A 16184-nucleotide genomic window follows, 5' to 3' on the forward strand; every position below is an offset into this window, starting at 1 on the left:
CCGCCCCGGCGCGGCAACCACCCGCGCCGGGCGCGGTGCCCATCCGCGCCGGGGGAGGGCGAACCGACCCGTGAGCGCGGACCCGGGCCCCGCGTCGCCGCGCCGTGCCGTGTTGAGCCGTCCCCGACGTGGGAAGCTCTTCTTCCATGGCTTCCATGGCTCCCAGCGGTTTTCACGTCGACTCCGAGACCGGGCGGCTGCGCCGCGTCATCCTGCACCGCCCGGATCTCGAACTGAAGCGGCTGACCCCGACCAACAAGGACGCGTTGCTCTTCGACGACCTGTTGTGGGTCCGGCGGGCCAGGGCCGAGCACGACGGGTTCGCCGACGTGCTGCGGGACCGCGGGGTGCAGGTCCACCTCTTCGGCGACCTGCTGTGCGAGTCGCTGGAGGTGCCGGCGGCGAAGCGGCTCGTCCTCGACCGGGTCTTCGACGAGAAGGAGTACGGCCCGCTGGCGACCGGGCACCTGTGGGAGGCGTTCGACGGGCTGCCGGCGGCGGAACTGGCCGAGGCGCTGGTCGGGGGGATGACGAAGCGGGAGTTCCTGGAGCGGTTCGCCGAGCCCGTCTCGGTCCGGTTCCACGCCATGGACCTCGACGACTTCCTGCTCAACCCGCTGCCCAACCACCTGTTCACCCGCGACACGTCGGCCTGGGTCTACGACGGGGTGAGCATCAACGCGATGCGCTGGCCGGCCCGGCAGCGCGAGACCGTGCACTTCGAGGCGATCTACCGGCACCATCCGCTCTTCGCCGGCGGCGGCTTCCACGTCTGGTCCGAGGGCCAGGGCGCCTACCCCTCGACCATCGAGGGCGGCGACGTGCTGGTGATCGGCCGCGGCGCGGTCCTGATCGGCATGAGCGAGCGCACCACCCCGCAGGCCGTCGAGATGCTGGCGCGCGGGCTGTTCGCGGCCGGCTCGGCCCGCACCATCGTGGCCCTGGACATGCCGAAGGGGCGGGCGTTCATGCATCTGGACACCGTGATGACGATGGTCGACGGCGACACCTTCACGCAGTACGCGGGCCTCGGCATGCTGCGCTCGTACACCATCGAGCCGGGCTCGGAGGAGGGCGAGCTGAAGGTGACCGACCACCCGCCGGAGCACATGCACCGGGCGATCGCCGCCGCGCTCGGCCTGGACGCGATCACCGTGCTCACCGCGACGCAGGACGTGCACGCCGCCGAGCGCGAGCAGTGGGACGACGGGTGCAACGTGCTGGCCGTCGAGCCCGGCGTGGTGGTGGCGTACGAGCGGAACGCGACCACCAACACGTTCCTGCGCAAGCGCGGTGTCGAGGTGATCGAGATTCCCGGCAGCGAGCTGGGCCGGGGCCGGGGCGGGCCGCGGTGCATGAGCTGCCCGATCGAGCGCGACGCGGTATGACCCCATAGGAACCTGAATGAACCGATATTACGATTGATGGCCAGGCATGACGTGATGTGACCCCACCGTCCGCGCCTGCCCCGCAGAAGGGGGGCTGTATAACAATGCCGGTAATCGTATAAGGTTCCAGTGTTGATGACGCCGCACGCTAGGAGTTCCGCATGGCCGTCGACCTCAAGGGCCGGCACTTCCTCAAGGAGCTGGACTTCACTCCGGAGGAGTTCCGCCACCTCGTGGAGCTTGCCGCGGAGCTCAAGGCGGCCAAGAAGTCGGGCGCCGAGCGGCAGTGGCTGCGCGGGCGGAACATCGCACTGGTCTTCGAGAAGACGTCCACCCGTACCCGCAGCGCGTTCGAGGTCGCCGCCGCCGACCAGGGCGCCTCGACGACCTACCTCGACCCCTCCGGCTCGCAGATCGGGCACAAGGAGTCGATCAAGGACACCGCGCGGGTGCTGGGCCGGATGTTCGACGGCATCCAGTACCGGGGGCACGCCCAGACGGTGGTCGAGGAACTGGCCGCCTACGCCGGTGTCCCGGTGTGGAACGGCCTCACCGACGAGTGGCACCCCACCCAGATGCTCGCCGATGTCCTCACCATGACCGAGCACAACCCCAAGCCGCTGCCGGAGATCTCCTACGCCTACCTCGGCGACGCCCGCTACAACATGGGCAACTCGCTGCTGGTCACCGGCGCGCTGCTCGGCATGGACGTACGGATCGCGGCGCCCGAGGGGATGTGGCCGCAGGCCGAGGTGGTCGCGCAGGCCCGCGAGCTGGCCGCGCGGACCGGGGCGCGGATCACCCTGACCGAGAGCGTCGAGGAGGGCGTCCGCGGCGTCGACCACGTGCACACCGACGTGTGGGTGTCGATGGGCGAGCCCAAGGAGGTCTGGGACGAGCGGATCCGGGTGCTCGCGCCGTACGCCGTCACCGCTGACGTGATGCGGGCCACCGGCAATCCGCAGGCCACCTTCCTGCACTGCCTGCCCGCGTTCCACGACCTCGGCACCGCCGTCGGCCGCGAGATCCACGCCCGGCACGGCCTGGAGCACCTGGAGGTCTCCGACGAGGTCTTCGAGTCCGAGCAGTCCGTCGTCTTCGACCAGGCGGAGAACCGGATGCACACCATCAAGGCGATCCTGGTCTCCACTCTCTCCTGAGCCACGGCGCCCACCCCCGCCACCACGGCCCCGCCCGTCCGTACCGCTCCCTGCCCCTGGGCCGAACTCGGCTAGGGTACGCACGAGTTGCGGTCCCGACCGGAGGCACCGGATGCGGACCGGCGGGCAGGGGGAGGCATGAAGAGCGGCGAGAGCGGGCCGACCACGACCGCGGACGGCGGCCCGGCGGAGGTGCCATCCGCGCTGACGTCGGTCGTGGTGCACGCCCAGGGCGCGGTGTGCACCCGCCGGGCGCGACTCCTGCTGCCTGCGGGCACGTTCGGGGAAGCGGCGGTACGGGTCCGGGTCGGTGGACTGCCGCCCGCGCTGTACGGCGGCTCGTTGCGCGGAAGCGTGGTGTCGGGCCCGCCCGGCCTGCGGGTCGCCGACATCCGTGTCGATGTCGCGGCGACACTGCGGCGCGGCGAGGAGGCCCCCGGCCTGCGGCTGGACCTGGAGGACGCGGAGGACCGCCAGTCGAGACTGCGGGACCGCCGCGACCGGCTGGCGGCCGAGATCGCGGCGGTCGCCGGCTTCCGGGCCGAGGCGCCCCAGCCGCGACGCGGGGACGCGCCGCGCTGGGCGCCGGTGGAGTCCATCCTCGCGCTGGCCGGGTTCGTCGATGCCCGGCTGTCCGCGCTGCACACCCGACTGCGCGCCGCCGAGGACGAGTTGGAGAAGGCCGACCACGACGCCGACGTGCTGCGGCACCGGCTGCACCAGGCGTCCGGTGCGATGGACGTCGACCGCGTGAAGCCGTCCGTCTGCGCGGTGGTGACGCTGGTGTCCGACGCGGTTCCGGGCGCTGAGCCCGAGCCGGACCCGGACGCCGGGGCGGGCAGCGCCACCCCCGATCCGGCACCGGATTCCGGGTCCGCTCCCGACTCCGAGGACCGGCCCGAAACGGCCCCCGCAGACGTGGAGTTGGTGCTGGAGCTGGAGTACCACGCGCCCGGGGCCACCTGGTCCCCGGTCTACCAGTTGCGCCTCGACGGTGGCAGCGGCGCCGGCACCCTCGTGCTGCGGGCCTGCGTCGCGCAGCGGACCGGCGAGGACTGGGCGGGCGTGCGACTCGGCCTGTCCACCGCGGACCTGCTGCGCCGCGCCGACCTGCCGGAGTTGCGCAGCCTGCGGATCGGGCGCAGCCAGCAGGAGCCGTCCGGCCCGGGCTGGCGCGAACCCCCGTCGGGCCTGGACGAGTTGTTCGCGGGGTACGACACGGTCAAGGAGCCGGAGCCGTCCCGCGGGGTGCACCGCATGAGGGTCGGAGGCGCCCCGAGCCCGGCCCCGCCTGGTGGTGCCGTCTTCCAGGCGGGACCTCCGCTCCAGGCCCGGTCCGCGGAGGAGCCCGGCTACGGCGCGGCGCCCGTCAACCGCGGCTTCGCCGTACCCGTCTCCGCACCCCTGCCCGCGCCCGCCGCGCCCGCGCCGCCCCCACCGGCACCCGGGGCCGCGCAGCCCAGGAGCCGCCGCGCGACCCGGCAGCCCTCCTACTCCGCACAGGCGACCGCCGCGTCCGACGCCGCGGCGCCCCCGCATCCGCCGGCCGTCGCCCCCTCCGCCGATCAACTCGACTACGCCGGGCTGGTGATGACCGGTCCCCTGGCCGCCGAGGGCCGCGGGACCCTGCGGGCCGCCGACGACGGCACGGCCGCCCTCGTCACGGAGTACCGCCACCGGGCCGAGGCCGTCGCGGGCCTGGCCCGTCCCGCGCACGCGGTCGACGTCCGCGTCTCGGCCGGCTCCTTCGACTACCGCTTCGACACCGCGGCCCCGGCCGACGTCGAGGCGGACGGCCAGTGGCACACCGTGCCGGTGAGCGAGGTGCCGGTGCGCACGGAGTTCGAGTACGTCTGCGTCCCGGCGCAGGACACCGCCGTGTTCGGCACGGTCCTGGTGACGAACACGTCCGACCATCCGCTGCTGGCCGGCCCCGCCGACGTCGTGGTGGACGGCGACTTCGTCCGTACCGCGCCACTGCCGACCCTCGCGCCGGGACAGCGGCAGGCGGTGGGTCTCGGGGTGGCCGAGAGCGTCCAGGTGGCGCGGCGGGCGCACATGCGCGAGTCGACCGCGGGGCTGCGCGGCGGCACGACGGTGCTGGACCACAGCGTGGAGGTGGAGGTCGCCAACCGGCTGCCGTACCCGGCGCTGGTGGAGGTGCGCGAGCGGATCCCGACCTCGGCCGACAAGGACGTACGGATCGAGGAGCACCGGGGCGAGCCGCGCTGGACCGATCCCGGCGAACCGCTGGACGGCCAGGACGGGGTGTACGTCGCCGGCGCGCGGGTGTGGCGCGTCACGCTGGAGCCGGGGCGGACGGCGACCCTCACCGGAGGGTTCGAGATCCGCCTGCCGGTGGGCAAGTCGGTCGTCGGCGGAAACCGGAGGAACTGAACCATGACTGCCGCCGCGAAGCCCTCGCCCGCCGACCTCGGTACCCAGCCGGCCGCCGCCCCGGACCCCTCCGGCGGGGCCGGCCGCCCGGGCGCGCTCCCGTTGCCGATCACCGCTGTGACCTGCCTGGAGGACCGGGCCCAGGTCGAACGCACCGGCACCGTACGGCTCGTCGCCGGGGTGCAGCGGCTGCGGATCGGCCCGGTCACGCCGCTCGCCGTCGACCGTTCGCTGCGCGCCGAGATATCGGCCCACCCGGGCGACGGTGAGCCCGCGCCACCCGACCCCGCCGGCGACGGTGCCGCCGCCCCGGTGGAGAACGCCCCCCTGGAGGACGCCCCGCCGGCGGACACCCCGGTGGTGGCGGCCCGCGTGGTGGACGCCCGCGTCGTCCGCGCGTACACCCCGCCACCGCCCGGTGAACCCGGCGCCGACGCCTCCGAGTTGCGCCGCGACGTGCACGACCTGGAGCGGGAACTGCGCGAGGCCCGGCAGGTCGAGCAGCGCCAGGAGAACGCGCTCGCGGTGATCGACCAGGCCAGGACGGACCTGCACCGCGACATCGTGCAGGGCGCGGGTGCCGGCTCCGCCGACCCCGAGCGCTGGGCCGACCGGCTCGACCGGGTGGAGCAGGAGGCCGAGACCCGGATCGGTGAACTGCACCGGTTGCGCCGCAGGTTGCACGACATCGGCGAGGAACTGCGCGAGGCTCGCGAGGCGTTGGCGGCCACCGAGTACGAACCGCGGGTGCTGACGGCGTACCTCGAACTCGTGGTGGAGGCCGAGGACGCCGGCCGGGCGCACCTGCGCGTCGCCCATCTGGTGCCGTGCGCGCTGTGGCGCCCCGCCTACCGCGCCACGCTCGCGGAGGACCGCGGGTCGGTGCGGCTGGAGACCGACGCGTTCGTCTGGCAGGCCACCGGCGAGGACTGGAGCGGGGCGGCCCTGTCGCTGTCCACGGCGCGGCCCACCCTGGCCGCGACCCCGCCGGCGCTCACCGAGGACGTGCTCGCGCTGCGGGAGCGCTCGGCGGAGGAGCGGCGCACCGTGGAGGTGAACCTGCGGGAGGAGGAGATCCGCACGGTCGGCGGCGAGTCGCCGGGCGAAGCGACCGCGGCCGGGGTGCCGGGCCTGCCGGGGCTCGACGACGGCGGTGCGGTGCGCACGCTCTCCGCCCCCTACCCGGTCGACATCCCTTCCGACGGGAGGCCGCACCGCGTGCACCTGTCGTCCTTCACCGCGCCCTGCCGCGCGGAGCGCACCTGCGCCCCGGAGCTGTCCCCGCTGCTGGTGACCACCGCGCACTTCGCCAACGCGGCCGGCCACGTGCTGCTGGCCGGCCCGGTGGACCTGGTGCGGGGCAGCGGCTTCGTCGGCCGCGGTGAGCTGGCGTTCGCCGGGGCGGGGGAGGAGGTCCGGCTGGCGTTCGGCAGCGAGGACACCTTCCGGGTGGTCCGGCATGTCGAGGAGAGCCGCGACACCGCGGGCCTGACCGGCATCAACCAGCGCACGGTGATCACCCGCCGGGTCCGGCTGTTCGTCTCCCGGCTCGACGTACCCGATGGCGGTGGCGCTCAGGAAGTGGTGATCCGCGAGCGGGTTCCGGTGTCCGAGGTCTCCGCGGTCGAGGTGCGGGTGCGGACCGATTCCTCGTCACCCGCACCCGACGAGGTCGACGACGAGGGCATCGTCCGCTACACCCTGCGCCTCGGCCCGGGCGAGCGGCGCGAGATCACCCTCGTCCACGAGCTGACGGCGTCGAGTTCCGTGACGGGGCTGTAGGAGCCCGCGCCGGCGGCAGGGGCAACAGGGGCGCGCACGGACGGTGCGGGCGTCAGGGGTTGCCTCAGCGCCGCCACGCGACATGGTGGTTCACAAGACTGAACTCAGGTTTCATACATAGCCGTTGACCACCCTTGAGTGGGCATGCTATCCAAGGAGGCGTCTAAAGGACTAGACCTAGTTCACGTCAGTGAACGCTGAGCACGGAAAGGACCCCCCACATGAGAATCCACTCCAAGCTCCTCGTCGCGGCGACCGCCCTGGGCACCGCAGCCACGCTCGGTCTTCTCGGCACCAGTGGCACCGCGAGCGCCGCCTCCCCCACCAAGGCGCCCGGCGGCAACTTCAACCTGTCCGTCTGGGAGTTGCAGGAGCCCGTCGGCTCGCCCGGTTCGCCGACCACCATCCCCTCCTCCGAACTCCAGGGCGACGACGGCTTCCAGGACTCGTACTTCTACACCGACACGCGCGACGGCGCGATGACCTTCTGGGCCCCGGAGAAGGGCGTCACCACGCCCAACTCCAACTACGCCCGCTCCGAGTTGCGCGAGATGAACTCCAACGGCAGCGCGGCGAACTGGTCGCTCGGCGGCAGCCACAAGCTCAACGCGACCCTGCGCGTGGTCTCCGTGACGTCGAACGTCTGCGTCGGCCAGATCCACCTCGGCACCGGCGGGTCGTCCACCAAGCCCCTGATCGAGCTGTACTACCACTCCAACGGTGACATCGTCGCCGGCCTGGAGAACTCCCCGGACGGCGGCCAGACCACGCACACGGTCGGCCACGTGTCGATCGGCAAGACGTGGACCTACACGATCGCCGTCTCGGGCGGCAACACCATCGACCTGACGGTCAACGGCAGCACCACGCACTACGCCATCCCCTCGTCCTTCGACGCCTACAAGCAGTACTTCAAGGCCGGTTCCTACAACCAGTCGTCGTCGGACAGCACCACCAACGGCGCCCGCGTCGCCTTCTACGGGCTCACCGTCCAGCACAGCGGCTGAACCCGGCGAGCAGACCCGGGCCGAGCGGCGACCGCGCCGCGCGTGACGGTACGGCCGGCGGCCCCGCGGACCAGGATGCCTCCGGTCCGCGGGGCCGCCGCTCTGAACGGGCTGCGCTGAACCGGCCGCGCTGAACCGGCCCCGCCGATCCGCCCCGGGACCCGCCCGGGCATCCCACCCGAGGCCGGCCCCTCCCCGCGGTCACCCCCCGGCCGTGGCAGGGCTCCCGCGATGGACGGACAATGAGGGAGCAGGCGACACGAGACGGATCTCCTCGTCCCCTGCGGAGCACCACCCTCATCACCCTCGGCGTTCCGGCCGCTCACCGGACCGGGCGCCCTGTCGAGCGGAGCGGGACCATGCGAGAGTTCCTCGTCGAGATCGTCACGACCATCCCCGAGGGGACCGGCCAGGACGAGGTCGACAAGCGGCGGGCCGCCGAGGCCGTCCGAGCCCGGGAACTGGCCGCGAGCGGCAACCTGGCACGGCTGTGGCGCCCGGTCGGCGAGCTGCGCAGCGTCGGCATCTGGCTGGCCGCGGACGAGGGCGAACTCCGGGAGAAGGTGCTCGGCACCCTGCCGTTGCGCCCGTGGATGACCCTGAACGTCACCCCGCTGGAACCGCACCCCAACGACCCGGGCCCGTCCGAAGGCGCCCGGTGAGGTCGCCCGCCCGGGCACCGCACGCGGCCGGGTCCCGGTCGCGTGCGGTGCCCTCGGGACGGCGCCCGGCCCTCCCACCGTCACCCCGTCGACGCCTTCGCAGGAGCCTGCCATGACCACCTCGCGCGACCTGCTGATCGTCACCATGGACGACGCCGCGGCCGGCAGCACGGTCGATCCGGACGACCTCTCGCTCGCCCTCGCCGGGGCCGAACTGGTCGACCTGGTGGGCGCCGGCGCGATCACCCTCGACGGCGAACGCATCGTGCCGGGCGCCGCGACGGCCACCGGAGACCGCCTGCTGGACCGGGCGTCGTCGTCGGTGCTGCGGCAGGAGCCGTACGAGACCGTCGACCACTGGCTGTGGCGGCGCGGGGACACGCTGTCGGCCGAGTACGTCGCCGCCCTGGAGGCCGACGGCGACGCCGTGCGGCCGCGCCATCGCTGGATCCCGGTTCGCTCGGACCGGCTCGCGCTGGTCGACTCGCCGGCCCGCGTGCATGCGGCCGAGCGCTGGGCATCGGGTGATCCCGTGCTCTCCCTGCTCGCCGTCGCCGCCGGAGTGCCGGCCAGGCCGACGGACACCGCGGACCGCGTCACCGACGAGGTGACCGTGACCGTGGTGGACGCGGTCAACCAGGCGGTCACGGAACTGGAGGCGCGCCGGCAGCGCCGGAAGATCGAGAAGGACGCCTTCGACAACATCTGGCGGGCGCCGTGACGCGTGCTCCCGCCGGTAGGGTCCGGCGCCACCCGGACGTCCCGGCTCAGGTCGGCAGTTCGGTCCCGGCCTGCTCGCTCACCATGTAACGCGCGTACCAGTCGGGCCAGTTCGGGTCCTCCGCGCCGGTGCGCGCCTCGTGCTCCCCGTGCGCCGCGGCCGCGCGCCGCATCGCGGCTGCCAGGTCGTCGGCCGACGCGAACGCCGTGGTCGCGGGGTCCAGCCGGCCGGGGAGCCGGTCGGTGATCTCCTGGAGGACCCAGCCGTTGCCGTCCGGGTCGCTGAACGACACGAACGAGCCGTAACTGCTGCGCTGCGGATCCGGCCCGGCGACGCGGGCGTCCGTCCCGGCATGGTGGAAGACGCCGCCGGCGTCGTGGAACACCTCGCCCGGTTCGGCGCCGCCGCGCACCAGCTCCTCACGGGCCGCCTCGATGCTGTCGACGACCAGGTGCAGGCCCTGGGCCGTGCCCGGCGCCTGGTCCGTGACCGAGGTGCCGAAGATGACCGAGGACGGCGAACCCGGCGGTGTCACCTGCACCACCCGGAAGTTCCCGTCGGTGGCGACGTCCGCGTCCAGCCGCCAGCCCAGCGCGGTGTAGAAGTCCCTGGCCCGGTCGACGTCGGACACCGGCACCACGACGACCTCGAGTTTCATGTCCATGGGTACGCGCCTCCTCGACCCCTCTCGACACGGTCGAGGGAATCGGTCATGACCCTGTGCATCGGCCGGTTTCCAGCCTAGGGAGGTGCCCGACCAGCCGCACGCGGGGACGACCACCGCGCCGTCGCGGGCGTCACGGCGGCCGTGGACCACGCCCGCCCCTGGGCGCCGGCCGTCCGGCAGGGCAGACTCGCCGCCATGACCGAGCGAATTCCCCCGACCCCGGCGGCTTCCCCGTGGGTCGAGATCGACGGGCGCGCGGCCGGCGCGCAGGACCTGGTGCCGGTGCTCGCCGGGTACGGCCACTTCACGGCGATGCAGGTGCGCGGCGGCCGGGTCCGCGGGCTGCGCAGGCACCTGGAGCGGCTGGACGGGGCGAGCCGCGAACTGTTCGCGGCCGGACTCGACGGCGAGCGGGTGCGCGCCCACGTGCGGCACGCGCTGGACGGCGCCGGGCGCGCCGACGCCTCGGTACGGGTCAACGTGTTCCAGCCGGTCGACGAGCCGGGCGGCCCGGTGGCCGTCGTGGTCGCGGTACGCCCGCCCGCCGCGATGCCGCCCGGTCCCTACCGGGTGAAGTCGGTGCCGTACCAGCGCCCCGCCGCGCACCTCAAACACGTCGGCGGCTTCGGCCAGGCGTACTTCGGGCGGCAGGTCGCGGCCGAGGGGTACGACGAGGCGTTGCTGGTCGGCCCGGACGGCGAGATCGCCGAGGGTGCCATCACCAACATCGGGTTCGTGGCCGCGAATGCGGTGGTGTGGCCCCAGGCGCCGCACCTGCGCGGCATCACCCTCCAGGTGCTGGAGGAAGCGCTCGACGGGGCCGGCATCGCGCAGTCGCGACGCCCGCTGCGGCTGGCCGACGTCGACCGCTACGACGGCGCCTTCCTGATCAACTCCCGCGGCACCGCGCTGATCTCGCGGATCGACGGCACCCCGGTGCCCACCACCGCCGAACTCCTCCCGCGGATAGGGGAGTTGTACGCCTCCGTGCCGTGGGACGTGATCTAGTGCCGTGACCGGAAAGGTTCACCGTTTCGCGGCGCCCCGCACGGCACCTGTCCCCCTGCCTCCGGCGGGAGGTGCCCCTGCGTGGTCGGAGTCACCCGGGTACACCCAGTACGAGGGCGACCTCCCCCTGGCCCGGCGGCCGGGCGGTACCCCCACCGCCTTGCCATGCACCGCACCGGACACCGCGAACCAGGCAGACCTTTCCGGCCGCGGCACCAGGACTCCGGGCCGCCCGGTCGGAGCGGCCCGTACGGCCGGCGCCGGTCAGGACTCCAGCGGGTGGCCGGTCGTCGCGTCGACGTGGTCCGGGACCTCCTCGTGCCGGTCGCCGACCGTCAGCGTCCCGGTCGGCTCGAAGAGGAGGATCGACGCGCCGGTCGGAGCGGACGGCTTGTGCTCGGTGCCGCGCGGCACGGTGAACACCGAGCCGCGGGGGAGTACGACGGCCCGCTCACCGGCGTCGTCGCGCAGGAAGATCCGCAACTCGCCGTCGAGCACCAGGAAGAACTCGTCGGTGTCGTCGTGCACGTGCCACATGTAGTCGCCCTCGACCTTGGCGACGCGGACGTCGTAGTCGTTGACGCGTGTCACGATACGGGGGCTCCACAGGGCGTCGAAGGAGGCCAGGGCTTTGCTGAGGTCAAGGGGTTCGTCGCTCATGGCCTCATCCTTTCCGGGAAGGCCGGGCGACGTGAGGGCCGGGAATCGCAGATGACGCAAGAATCCGCGCACGCCGCCGGGGCCGGTCCGCTGCACCGCGTCGTCGTCATCGTGGACGAGAACTCGAACCCCTTCGAACTCGGATGCGCGACCGAGGTGTTCGGGCTGCGCCGGCCCGAACTCGGGCGCGAGCTGTATGACTTCCGGCTCTGTTCGGCGCGCCCGCGGACCTCGATGCGGGACGGGTTCTTCACCCTCACCGGGGTCGCCGGACTCGAAGCCGCCGACCACGCCGACACGTTGATCGTCCCGAACCGACCGGACGTCGACGCGTCGCGCGACCCGGACGTGCTCGACGCCGTCCGCCGGGCGCACCGGCGCGGCGCGCGCCTGGTGGGCTTCTGCAGCGGCGCCTACACCCTCGCCGAGGCCGGGGTCCTCGACGGCCGCCGGGCCACCGCGCACTGGCAGTGGGCGGACACCTTCCAGGCCCGCTTCCCGCACGTGCGACTCGAACCCGACGTGCTGTTCGTGGACGACGGCGACATCCTCACCGCGGCGGGCAGCGCGGCGGCGCTCGACCTCGGCCTGCACATCGTCCGGCGCGACCACGGCGCGGAGATCGCCGGCGCGGTGAGCAGGCGGCTGGTGTTCGCCGCCCACCGGGACGGCGGGCAGCGCCAGTTCATCGAGCGCCCGGTGCCCGCCCGGCCCGACGAGTCCCTCGGGCCGCTGCTCGCCTGGGCGCTGGAACGGCTGGACGCACCGCTCACCGTCGCCGACCTCGCGGACCGCGCCGCGGTCAGCCCGGCGACCCTGCACCGGCGCTTCCGTGCCGAGTTGGGGACGACACCGCTGGTGTGGCTCACCGGCGAGCGCGTCGCCCTGGCCTGCCGGCTGATCGAGCGCAGCCGGGCCCCCTTCGACGACGTCGCCCGGCGCAGCGGCCTGGGGACGGCGGCGAACCTGCGGGCGCTGGTGCAGCGCGAGACGGGCCTCACCCCGTCCGCGTACCGGCGCCGCTTCGGCGGATCGCCCGCCGCCGTCCTCACGCGAGCGCCCGCATCCGTTCCCGCATCCGTTCCCGCACCCGTGCCCGCACCTGCGTCCGCACGCGCGCCCGTGGCCGTACCCGGAGCCCGCGCCCGCCCCGCTCGTACCGTCCCACCGCCGGGCGCCCCGCTCCCGGGCACGTCCGCGCCGTAACGCCCCGCGGGCACGCACGAAGGCGGGTGCCCCGGGATCGGGACACCCGCCTTCGTGGAGGGTTGCGCGGAGGGTCCGGGCGCGGCCGCCGGTGGTTCCGGCCGCCGCGCCCTCGGCTCAGTGCAGGACCACCGGGACCTCGGCGGCCTCGTCCTGCGCGGACTGCCCGTCCTCGCTCGACGCGAGCCGGGTGCCACCGCCGGGGCGGCCGCCGTTGATGAAGACCAGGGCGATCAGGGACGCGACCGCCTCGATGCCCACCGCCCACCAGATGGCGTGGGTGTAGCCGTGCACCAGGCCCTGCGCCTGCACCAGCTTCTGGCCGCCGGCCGAGGCCGCGTGCGACGCCAGGTACGACGTCGTCGCGGAGGCCGCCACCGTGTTCAGCAGCGCGGTGCCGATGGCGCCGCCCACCTGCTGCGAGGTGTTGACCATGGCCGAGGCGACACCGGCGTCACGCGGCTGCACGCCGTGCGTCGCCAGCGACATGGCCGGCATGAACGCCGTGCCCATGCCCAGGCCCAGCAGGACCAGCCCCGGCAGGATCACGCCCGGGTAGGACGATCCGACCTCCAGCCGGGTCAGCAGCAGCATCGCGACGGCGGCCACGGCGAAACCGGGGGCCATCAGCCACCGGGCCGGAACCCGGGTGACCAGCCTGGTGCCGATCTGCGTGGAGCCGACCACGAACGCGGTGACCATGGGCAGGAACGCGAAGCCGGTCTTGATCGCCGAGTACCCCTGCACCACCTGCAGGTAGTAGGTGAGGAAGAGGAAGACACCGAAGAGCCCGATGATCGCCAGGCCCAGCGACAGGTACGTGCCGCCGCGGTTGCGCTCGGAGACGACCCGCAGGGGCAGCAGCGGAGCCTTGGTCCTCGTCTCGACCAGACCGAAGACGCCCAGCAGTACCACGGCGGCGACGAACAGGCCGATCGTCGAGGCCGCGGACCAGCCGCTGGTCTCGGCGCGGGTGAAGCCGTACACCAGCGAGACCAGGCCGAGCGTGGAGAGCACCACGCCGGGGATGTCGAGCGGCGAGCGGTTCCGCCCGCCCTCGGGCTCGCGGATCACGAAGTACGCGCCCAGGGCCGCGGTGATGGCGAAGGGGATGTTGGCGAAGAAGGTCCAGCGCCAGTTCAGGTACTCGGTGAGCACGCCGCCGAGCAGCAGCCCGACCGCGCCGCCGCCGCCGGCGATCGCGCCGAAGACGCCGAACGCCTTGGCCCGCTCCTTGGCGTCGGTGAAGGTCACCGCCAGCAGCGACAGCGCGGCGGGTGCGAGCAGCGCGCCGAAGAGGCCCTGCGCGGCACGGGATCCGAGCAGCATCGCCTGGTTACCTGCCGCGCCGCCGACCGCGGAGGCGAGGGCGAAGCCGAACAGGCCCAGGACGAAGGTGCGCTTGCGTCCCCACAGATCCGCCACGCGGCCACCGAAGAGCAGCAGCCCGCCGAAGGCGAGGGCGTAGGCGGTGATGACCCACTGCTTGTTCGCGTCGGAGATGCCGAGGGAGTGCTGGGCACTCGGCAGCGCGATGTTCACGATCGTCGCGTCCAGCACGACCATCAGCTGCGCGATCGAGATGAAGACCAGCGCTTTCCAGCGCCGGGGGTCCGGAATCGGCAGGCCCGACGTGCGGGCCTGTTCCGGGGAATTCGGCTGGGATGTCGTTCGGGACATGGAAGATCCACCTCGGGAGGGGAAAGAAGAGGAAAAAGGCATGGGGGTGCCGGGCGAACGGACCTTCGGGAGCGTTCGCGGCGCAATACGCGGGGGGACGGAACGGATGGGCGGACGGGAGCGTCAGGAAACGTTCATGGCGGATTCACGCATCGGAAAGCGGGGTTCTGGGAATTCCGTGTGCGGTGCCGGACGCCGTCGTCCGGTGCCGCCGCGGCGGTTCAGGAGGAGGTACAGGGGGCCTTGTGGCGGCGCCCGCGGAGGTCGTCGAGGACGGTGGGGCGGCCGGGCAGTGCGGCGTCGGAGGCGGCGGACGGCCGCAGGCCGTCCAGGAACAGGTGGAGGTGGCGGTGGGCGACCTCCTCGATGCCCGGGCAGTCGATGCCCGGCAGCGGTCGGGTGAGCTGGGACAGCGCGACCATCAGGTCGCCCACGCCGACGTCGGCACGCAGTTGCCCGGCCCGCCGCGCCCGGTCCATCAGGGCTTCGACGCCCCGATGCAGCCGGTCGCGCTGGGAGTTGAGGTCCGGAGTGAGCTCGTCGAACATCCCGGCCACCAGCCCGCACAGCGCGCCGACCCGCTCGTCGACCGCGGCGTGCGCGAAGCGGCGCAGCGCGGTGAACGGGTCGCTCTCCCGCGCGCCGGCCTCCTCCGCGTGGTCCGCGGTGCGGACCAGCACCGAGAGCAGCACGTCGTGCACGAGCACCCGCCGGTCGGCGAAATGCCGGTAGAGGGTGGCGTTTCCGATGCCCGCCCGCCGGGCGATCTCGTCGAGCGGGGCCTCCGGCCCGAACTCGACGAAAGCGTCCCGGGCCGCCGCCACGATCCGCTCCCTGTTCCGAAGAGCATCCGCGCGGACCCTCGGGGCGGAGGAGATCTCCTTCTCCGCGACCTCCGGGACTTCTGCGATGACGGTCACGACGGACCTCCTTCCTCCGAACGGGAATCTGATCGTGTGCGTGGCATCCGGTCCGATGCCCAACCGGGGGGTTGATCCCCGCTTGCGCTCACAGAATCTCAAACGGGGATCGGGTCCCCGGATATTTCACCGCGCGAATGTGACCTGCGCCATATCCGGGAAATTCTTTGTTACCGCCCCGTTCCGGTGCCGCCCGGACACGGACGGTGCGCCGGCGGAGTACGGCGCTCAGGGGTGGCTGCCGCTCGGGGGAGCCTCGCGCCCTGGGGTGCGTGCCGCTCAGGGCGCGCGCTTCAGTGGCGGTGCACGCTCACCGCGTACCCGCCGCCGGCATACGGCTCGCCGTCCCAGTTCGCGAAGTGCTCGACGAGGGTGAGCCCGGCGGCGGCGCAGGCGGCGTCGTACTCCGGCAGGGTCAGGGACGGGGGCACGGGCAGGTGCTCCCGGTCCAGGCCGAAGCCGGAGACGAGCAGGCCGCCCGGGCACAGGGCCGCGGCGAGCCGCCGGACCACCGCCTCCTCCGTGCCCGTGGCCAGCAGGGGGAAGATGTTGCCGGCCGCCACCACGAGGTCGAAGTCCGCCGCGACCCCGAAGGCGGCCGGCTCGAACTCCGCCAGATCGGCCTGGATCCAGGGCAGTTCCGGCGCCTGCTCCCGCGCCACCGCCAGCATGGACGTGTCGAGGTCGACGCCGACGCAGTCGTACCCGAGGGCGGCGAGACGGATCGTGACGCGTCCGGTGCCGCACCCGGCGTCCAGCACCCGGGCCCCGGGCGGGACGAGTGCGGCACACAGCCGCGCCTCTCCGTGCACGTCCTTGCCGGCGGCGGCGAGTGCGGCGAACCGCGCGGCGTAGTCCTCGCCCGTCCTGCCGCCGGTCAGCTCTTCCCATCGGTTCACGCCGGCAAGGATAGGCGCCCCCGGCGG

Annotated in this window: 13 protein-coding genes and 1 pseudogene; 9 read left to right on the top strand and 5 right to left on the bottom strand. The window is 73.5% G+C overall.

Going from position 1 to position 16184, the window contains the following annotated elements:
* Positions 1–146 precede the first annotated feature (146 nt).
* The 7 genes from C4U44_RS07730 (at position 147) to C4U44_RS07760 (ending at position 9117) form a co-directional block, all read left to right on the top strand.
* The gene (locus C4U44_RS07730) at positions 147–1388 is read left to right on the top strand and encodes an arginine deiminase (protein WP_235031903.1); all 1242 of its coding nucleotides are present in this window, start codon (positions 147–149) and stop codon (positions 1386–1388) included.
* Between the two features lie 161 nt (positions 1389–1549).
* Entirely contained in the window at positions 1550–2548 is a 999-nt protein-coding gene (gene argF, locus C4U44_RS07735; protein WP_103884908.1) for an ornithine carbamoyltransferase, read from the top strand.
* 138 nt (positions 2549–2686) lie between these two features.
* Positions 2687–4945: a DUF4139 domain-containing protein gene (locus C4U44_RS07740; protein WP_103884909.1), complete on the top strand. Its 2259-nt coding sequence runs from the start codon at positions 2687–2689 to the stop codon at positions 4943–4945.
* A gap of 3 nt (positions 4946–4948) precedes the next feature.
* The gene (locus C4U44_RS07745; RefSeq protein ID WP_103884910.1) at positions 4949–6727 is read left to right on the top strand and encodes a mucoidy inhibitor MuiA family protein; all 1779 of its coding nucleotides are present in this window, start codon (positions 4949–4951) and stop codon (positions 6725–6727) included.
* A 221-nt stretch (positions 6728–6948) separates the two neighbouring features.
* A complete protein-coding gene (locus tag C4U44_RS07750; RefSeq protein ID WP_103884911.1) occupies positions 6949–7734 on the top strand; it encodes a polysaccharide lyase family 7 protein in 786 nt (261 codons plus the stop codon).
* A gap of 359 nt (positions 7735–8093) precedes the next feature.
* Positions 8094–8396, top strand: coding sequence for a muconolactone Delta-isomerase family protein (locus tag C4U44_RS07755; RefSeq protein WP_103884912.1), 303 nt, complete (start codon positions 8094–8096; stop codon positions 8394–8396).
* Between the two features lie 112 nt (positions 8397–8508).
* The gene (locus C4U44_RS07760) at positions 8509–9117 is read left to right on the top strand and encodes a GOLPH3/VPS74 family protein (protein WP_103884913.1); all 609 of its coding nucleotides are present in this window, start codon (positions 8509–8511) and stop codon (positions 9115–9117) included.
* 46 nt (positions 9118–9163) lie between these two features.
* Here C4U44_RS07760 and C4U44_RS07765 read toward each other — a convergent pair whose 3' ends face one another.
* Positions 9164–9781 carry a VOC family protein gene (locus tag C4U44_RS07765; protein ID WP_103884914.1) on the bottom strand — a complete coding sequence of 206 codons (618 nt, stop codon included), beginning with the start codon at positions 9779–9781 and terminating at the stop codon, positions 9164–9166.
* Between the two features lie 198 nt (positions 9782–9979).
* Here C4U44_RS07765 and C4U44_RS07770 point away from each other — a divergent pair, with 198 nt between their 5' ends.
* The gene (locus C4U44_RS07770; protein WP_103885277.1) at positions 9980–10792 is read left to right on the top strand and encodes an aminotransferase class IV; all 813 of its coding nucleotides are present in this window, start codon (positions 9980–9982) and stop codon (positions 10790–10792) included.
* A gap of 264 nt (positions 10793–11056) precedes the next feature.
* Here C4U44_RS07770 and C4U44_RS07775 read toward each other — a convergent pair whose 3' ends face one another.
* A complete protein-coding gene (locus tag C4U44_RS07775) occupies positions 11057–11452 on the bottom strand; it encodes a cupin domain-containing protein (protein ID WP_103884915.1) in 396 nt (131 codons plus the stop codon).
* 51 nt (positions 11453–11503) lie between these two features.
* On the opposite strand from C4U44_RS07775, the pseudogene C4U44_RS07780 reads away from it, so the two are divergent.
* Positions 11504–12481 (top strand): annotated as a pseudogene (locus tag C4U44_RS07780) (GlxA family transcriptional regulator); the annotation flags it as partial.
* A 294-nt stretch (positions 12482–12775) separates the two neighbouring features.
* Here the strand turns inward: C4U44_RS07780 and C4U44_RS07785 are convergent.
* The 3 genes from C4U44_RS07785 to C4U44_RS07795 form a co-directional block, all read right to left on the bottom strand.
* Positions 12776–14338, bottom strand: coding sequence for an MFS transporter (locus tag C4U44_RS07785; protein WP_103884917.1), 1563 nt, complete (start codon positions 14336–14338; stop codon positions 12776–12778).
* 221 nt (positions 14339–14559) lie between these two features.
* Positions 14560–15258, bottom strand: coding sequence for a TetR/AcrR family transcriptional regulator (locus C4U44_RS07790; RefSeq protein WP_407642800.1), 699 nt, complete (start codon positions 15256–15258; stop codon positions 14560–14562).
* Between the two features lie 293 nt (positions 15259–15551).
* Positions 15552–16157, bottom strand: a complete 606-nt coding sequence (locus tag C4U44_RS07795) for a class I SAM-dependent methyltransferase (protein WP_103885279.1) — start codon at positions 16155–16157, stop codon at positions 15552–15554.
* Between the last annotated feature and the right edge of the window lie 27 nt (positions 16158–16184).

Source organism: Actinacidiphila yanglinensis, assembly GCF_900107965.1.
GTDB lineage: Bacteria > Actinomycetota > Actinomycetes > Streptomycetales > Streptomycetaceae > Actinacidiphila > Actinacidiphila yanglinensis.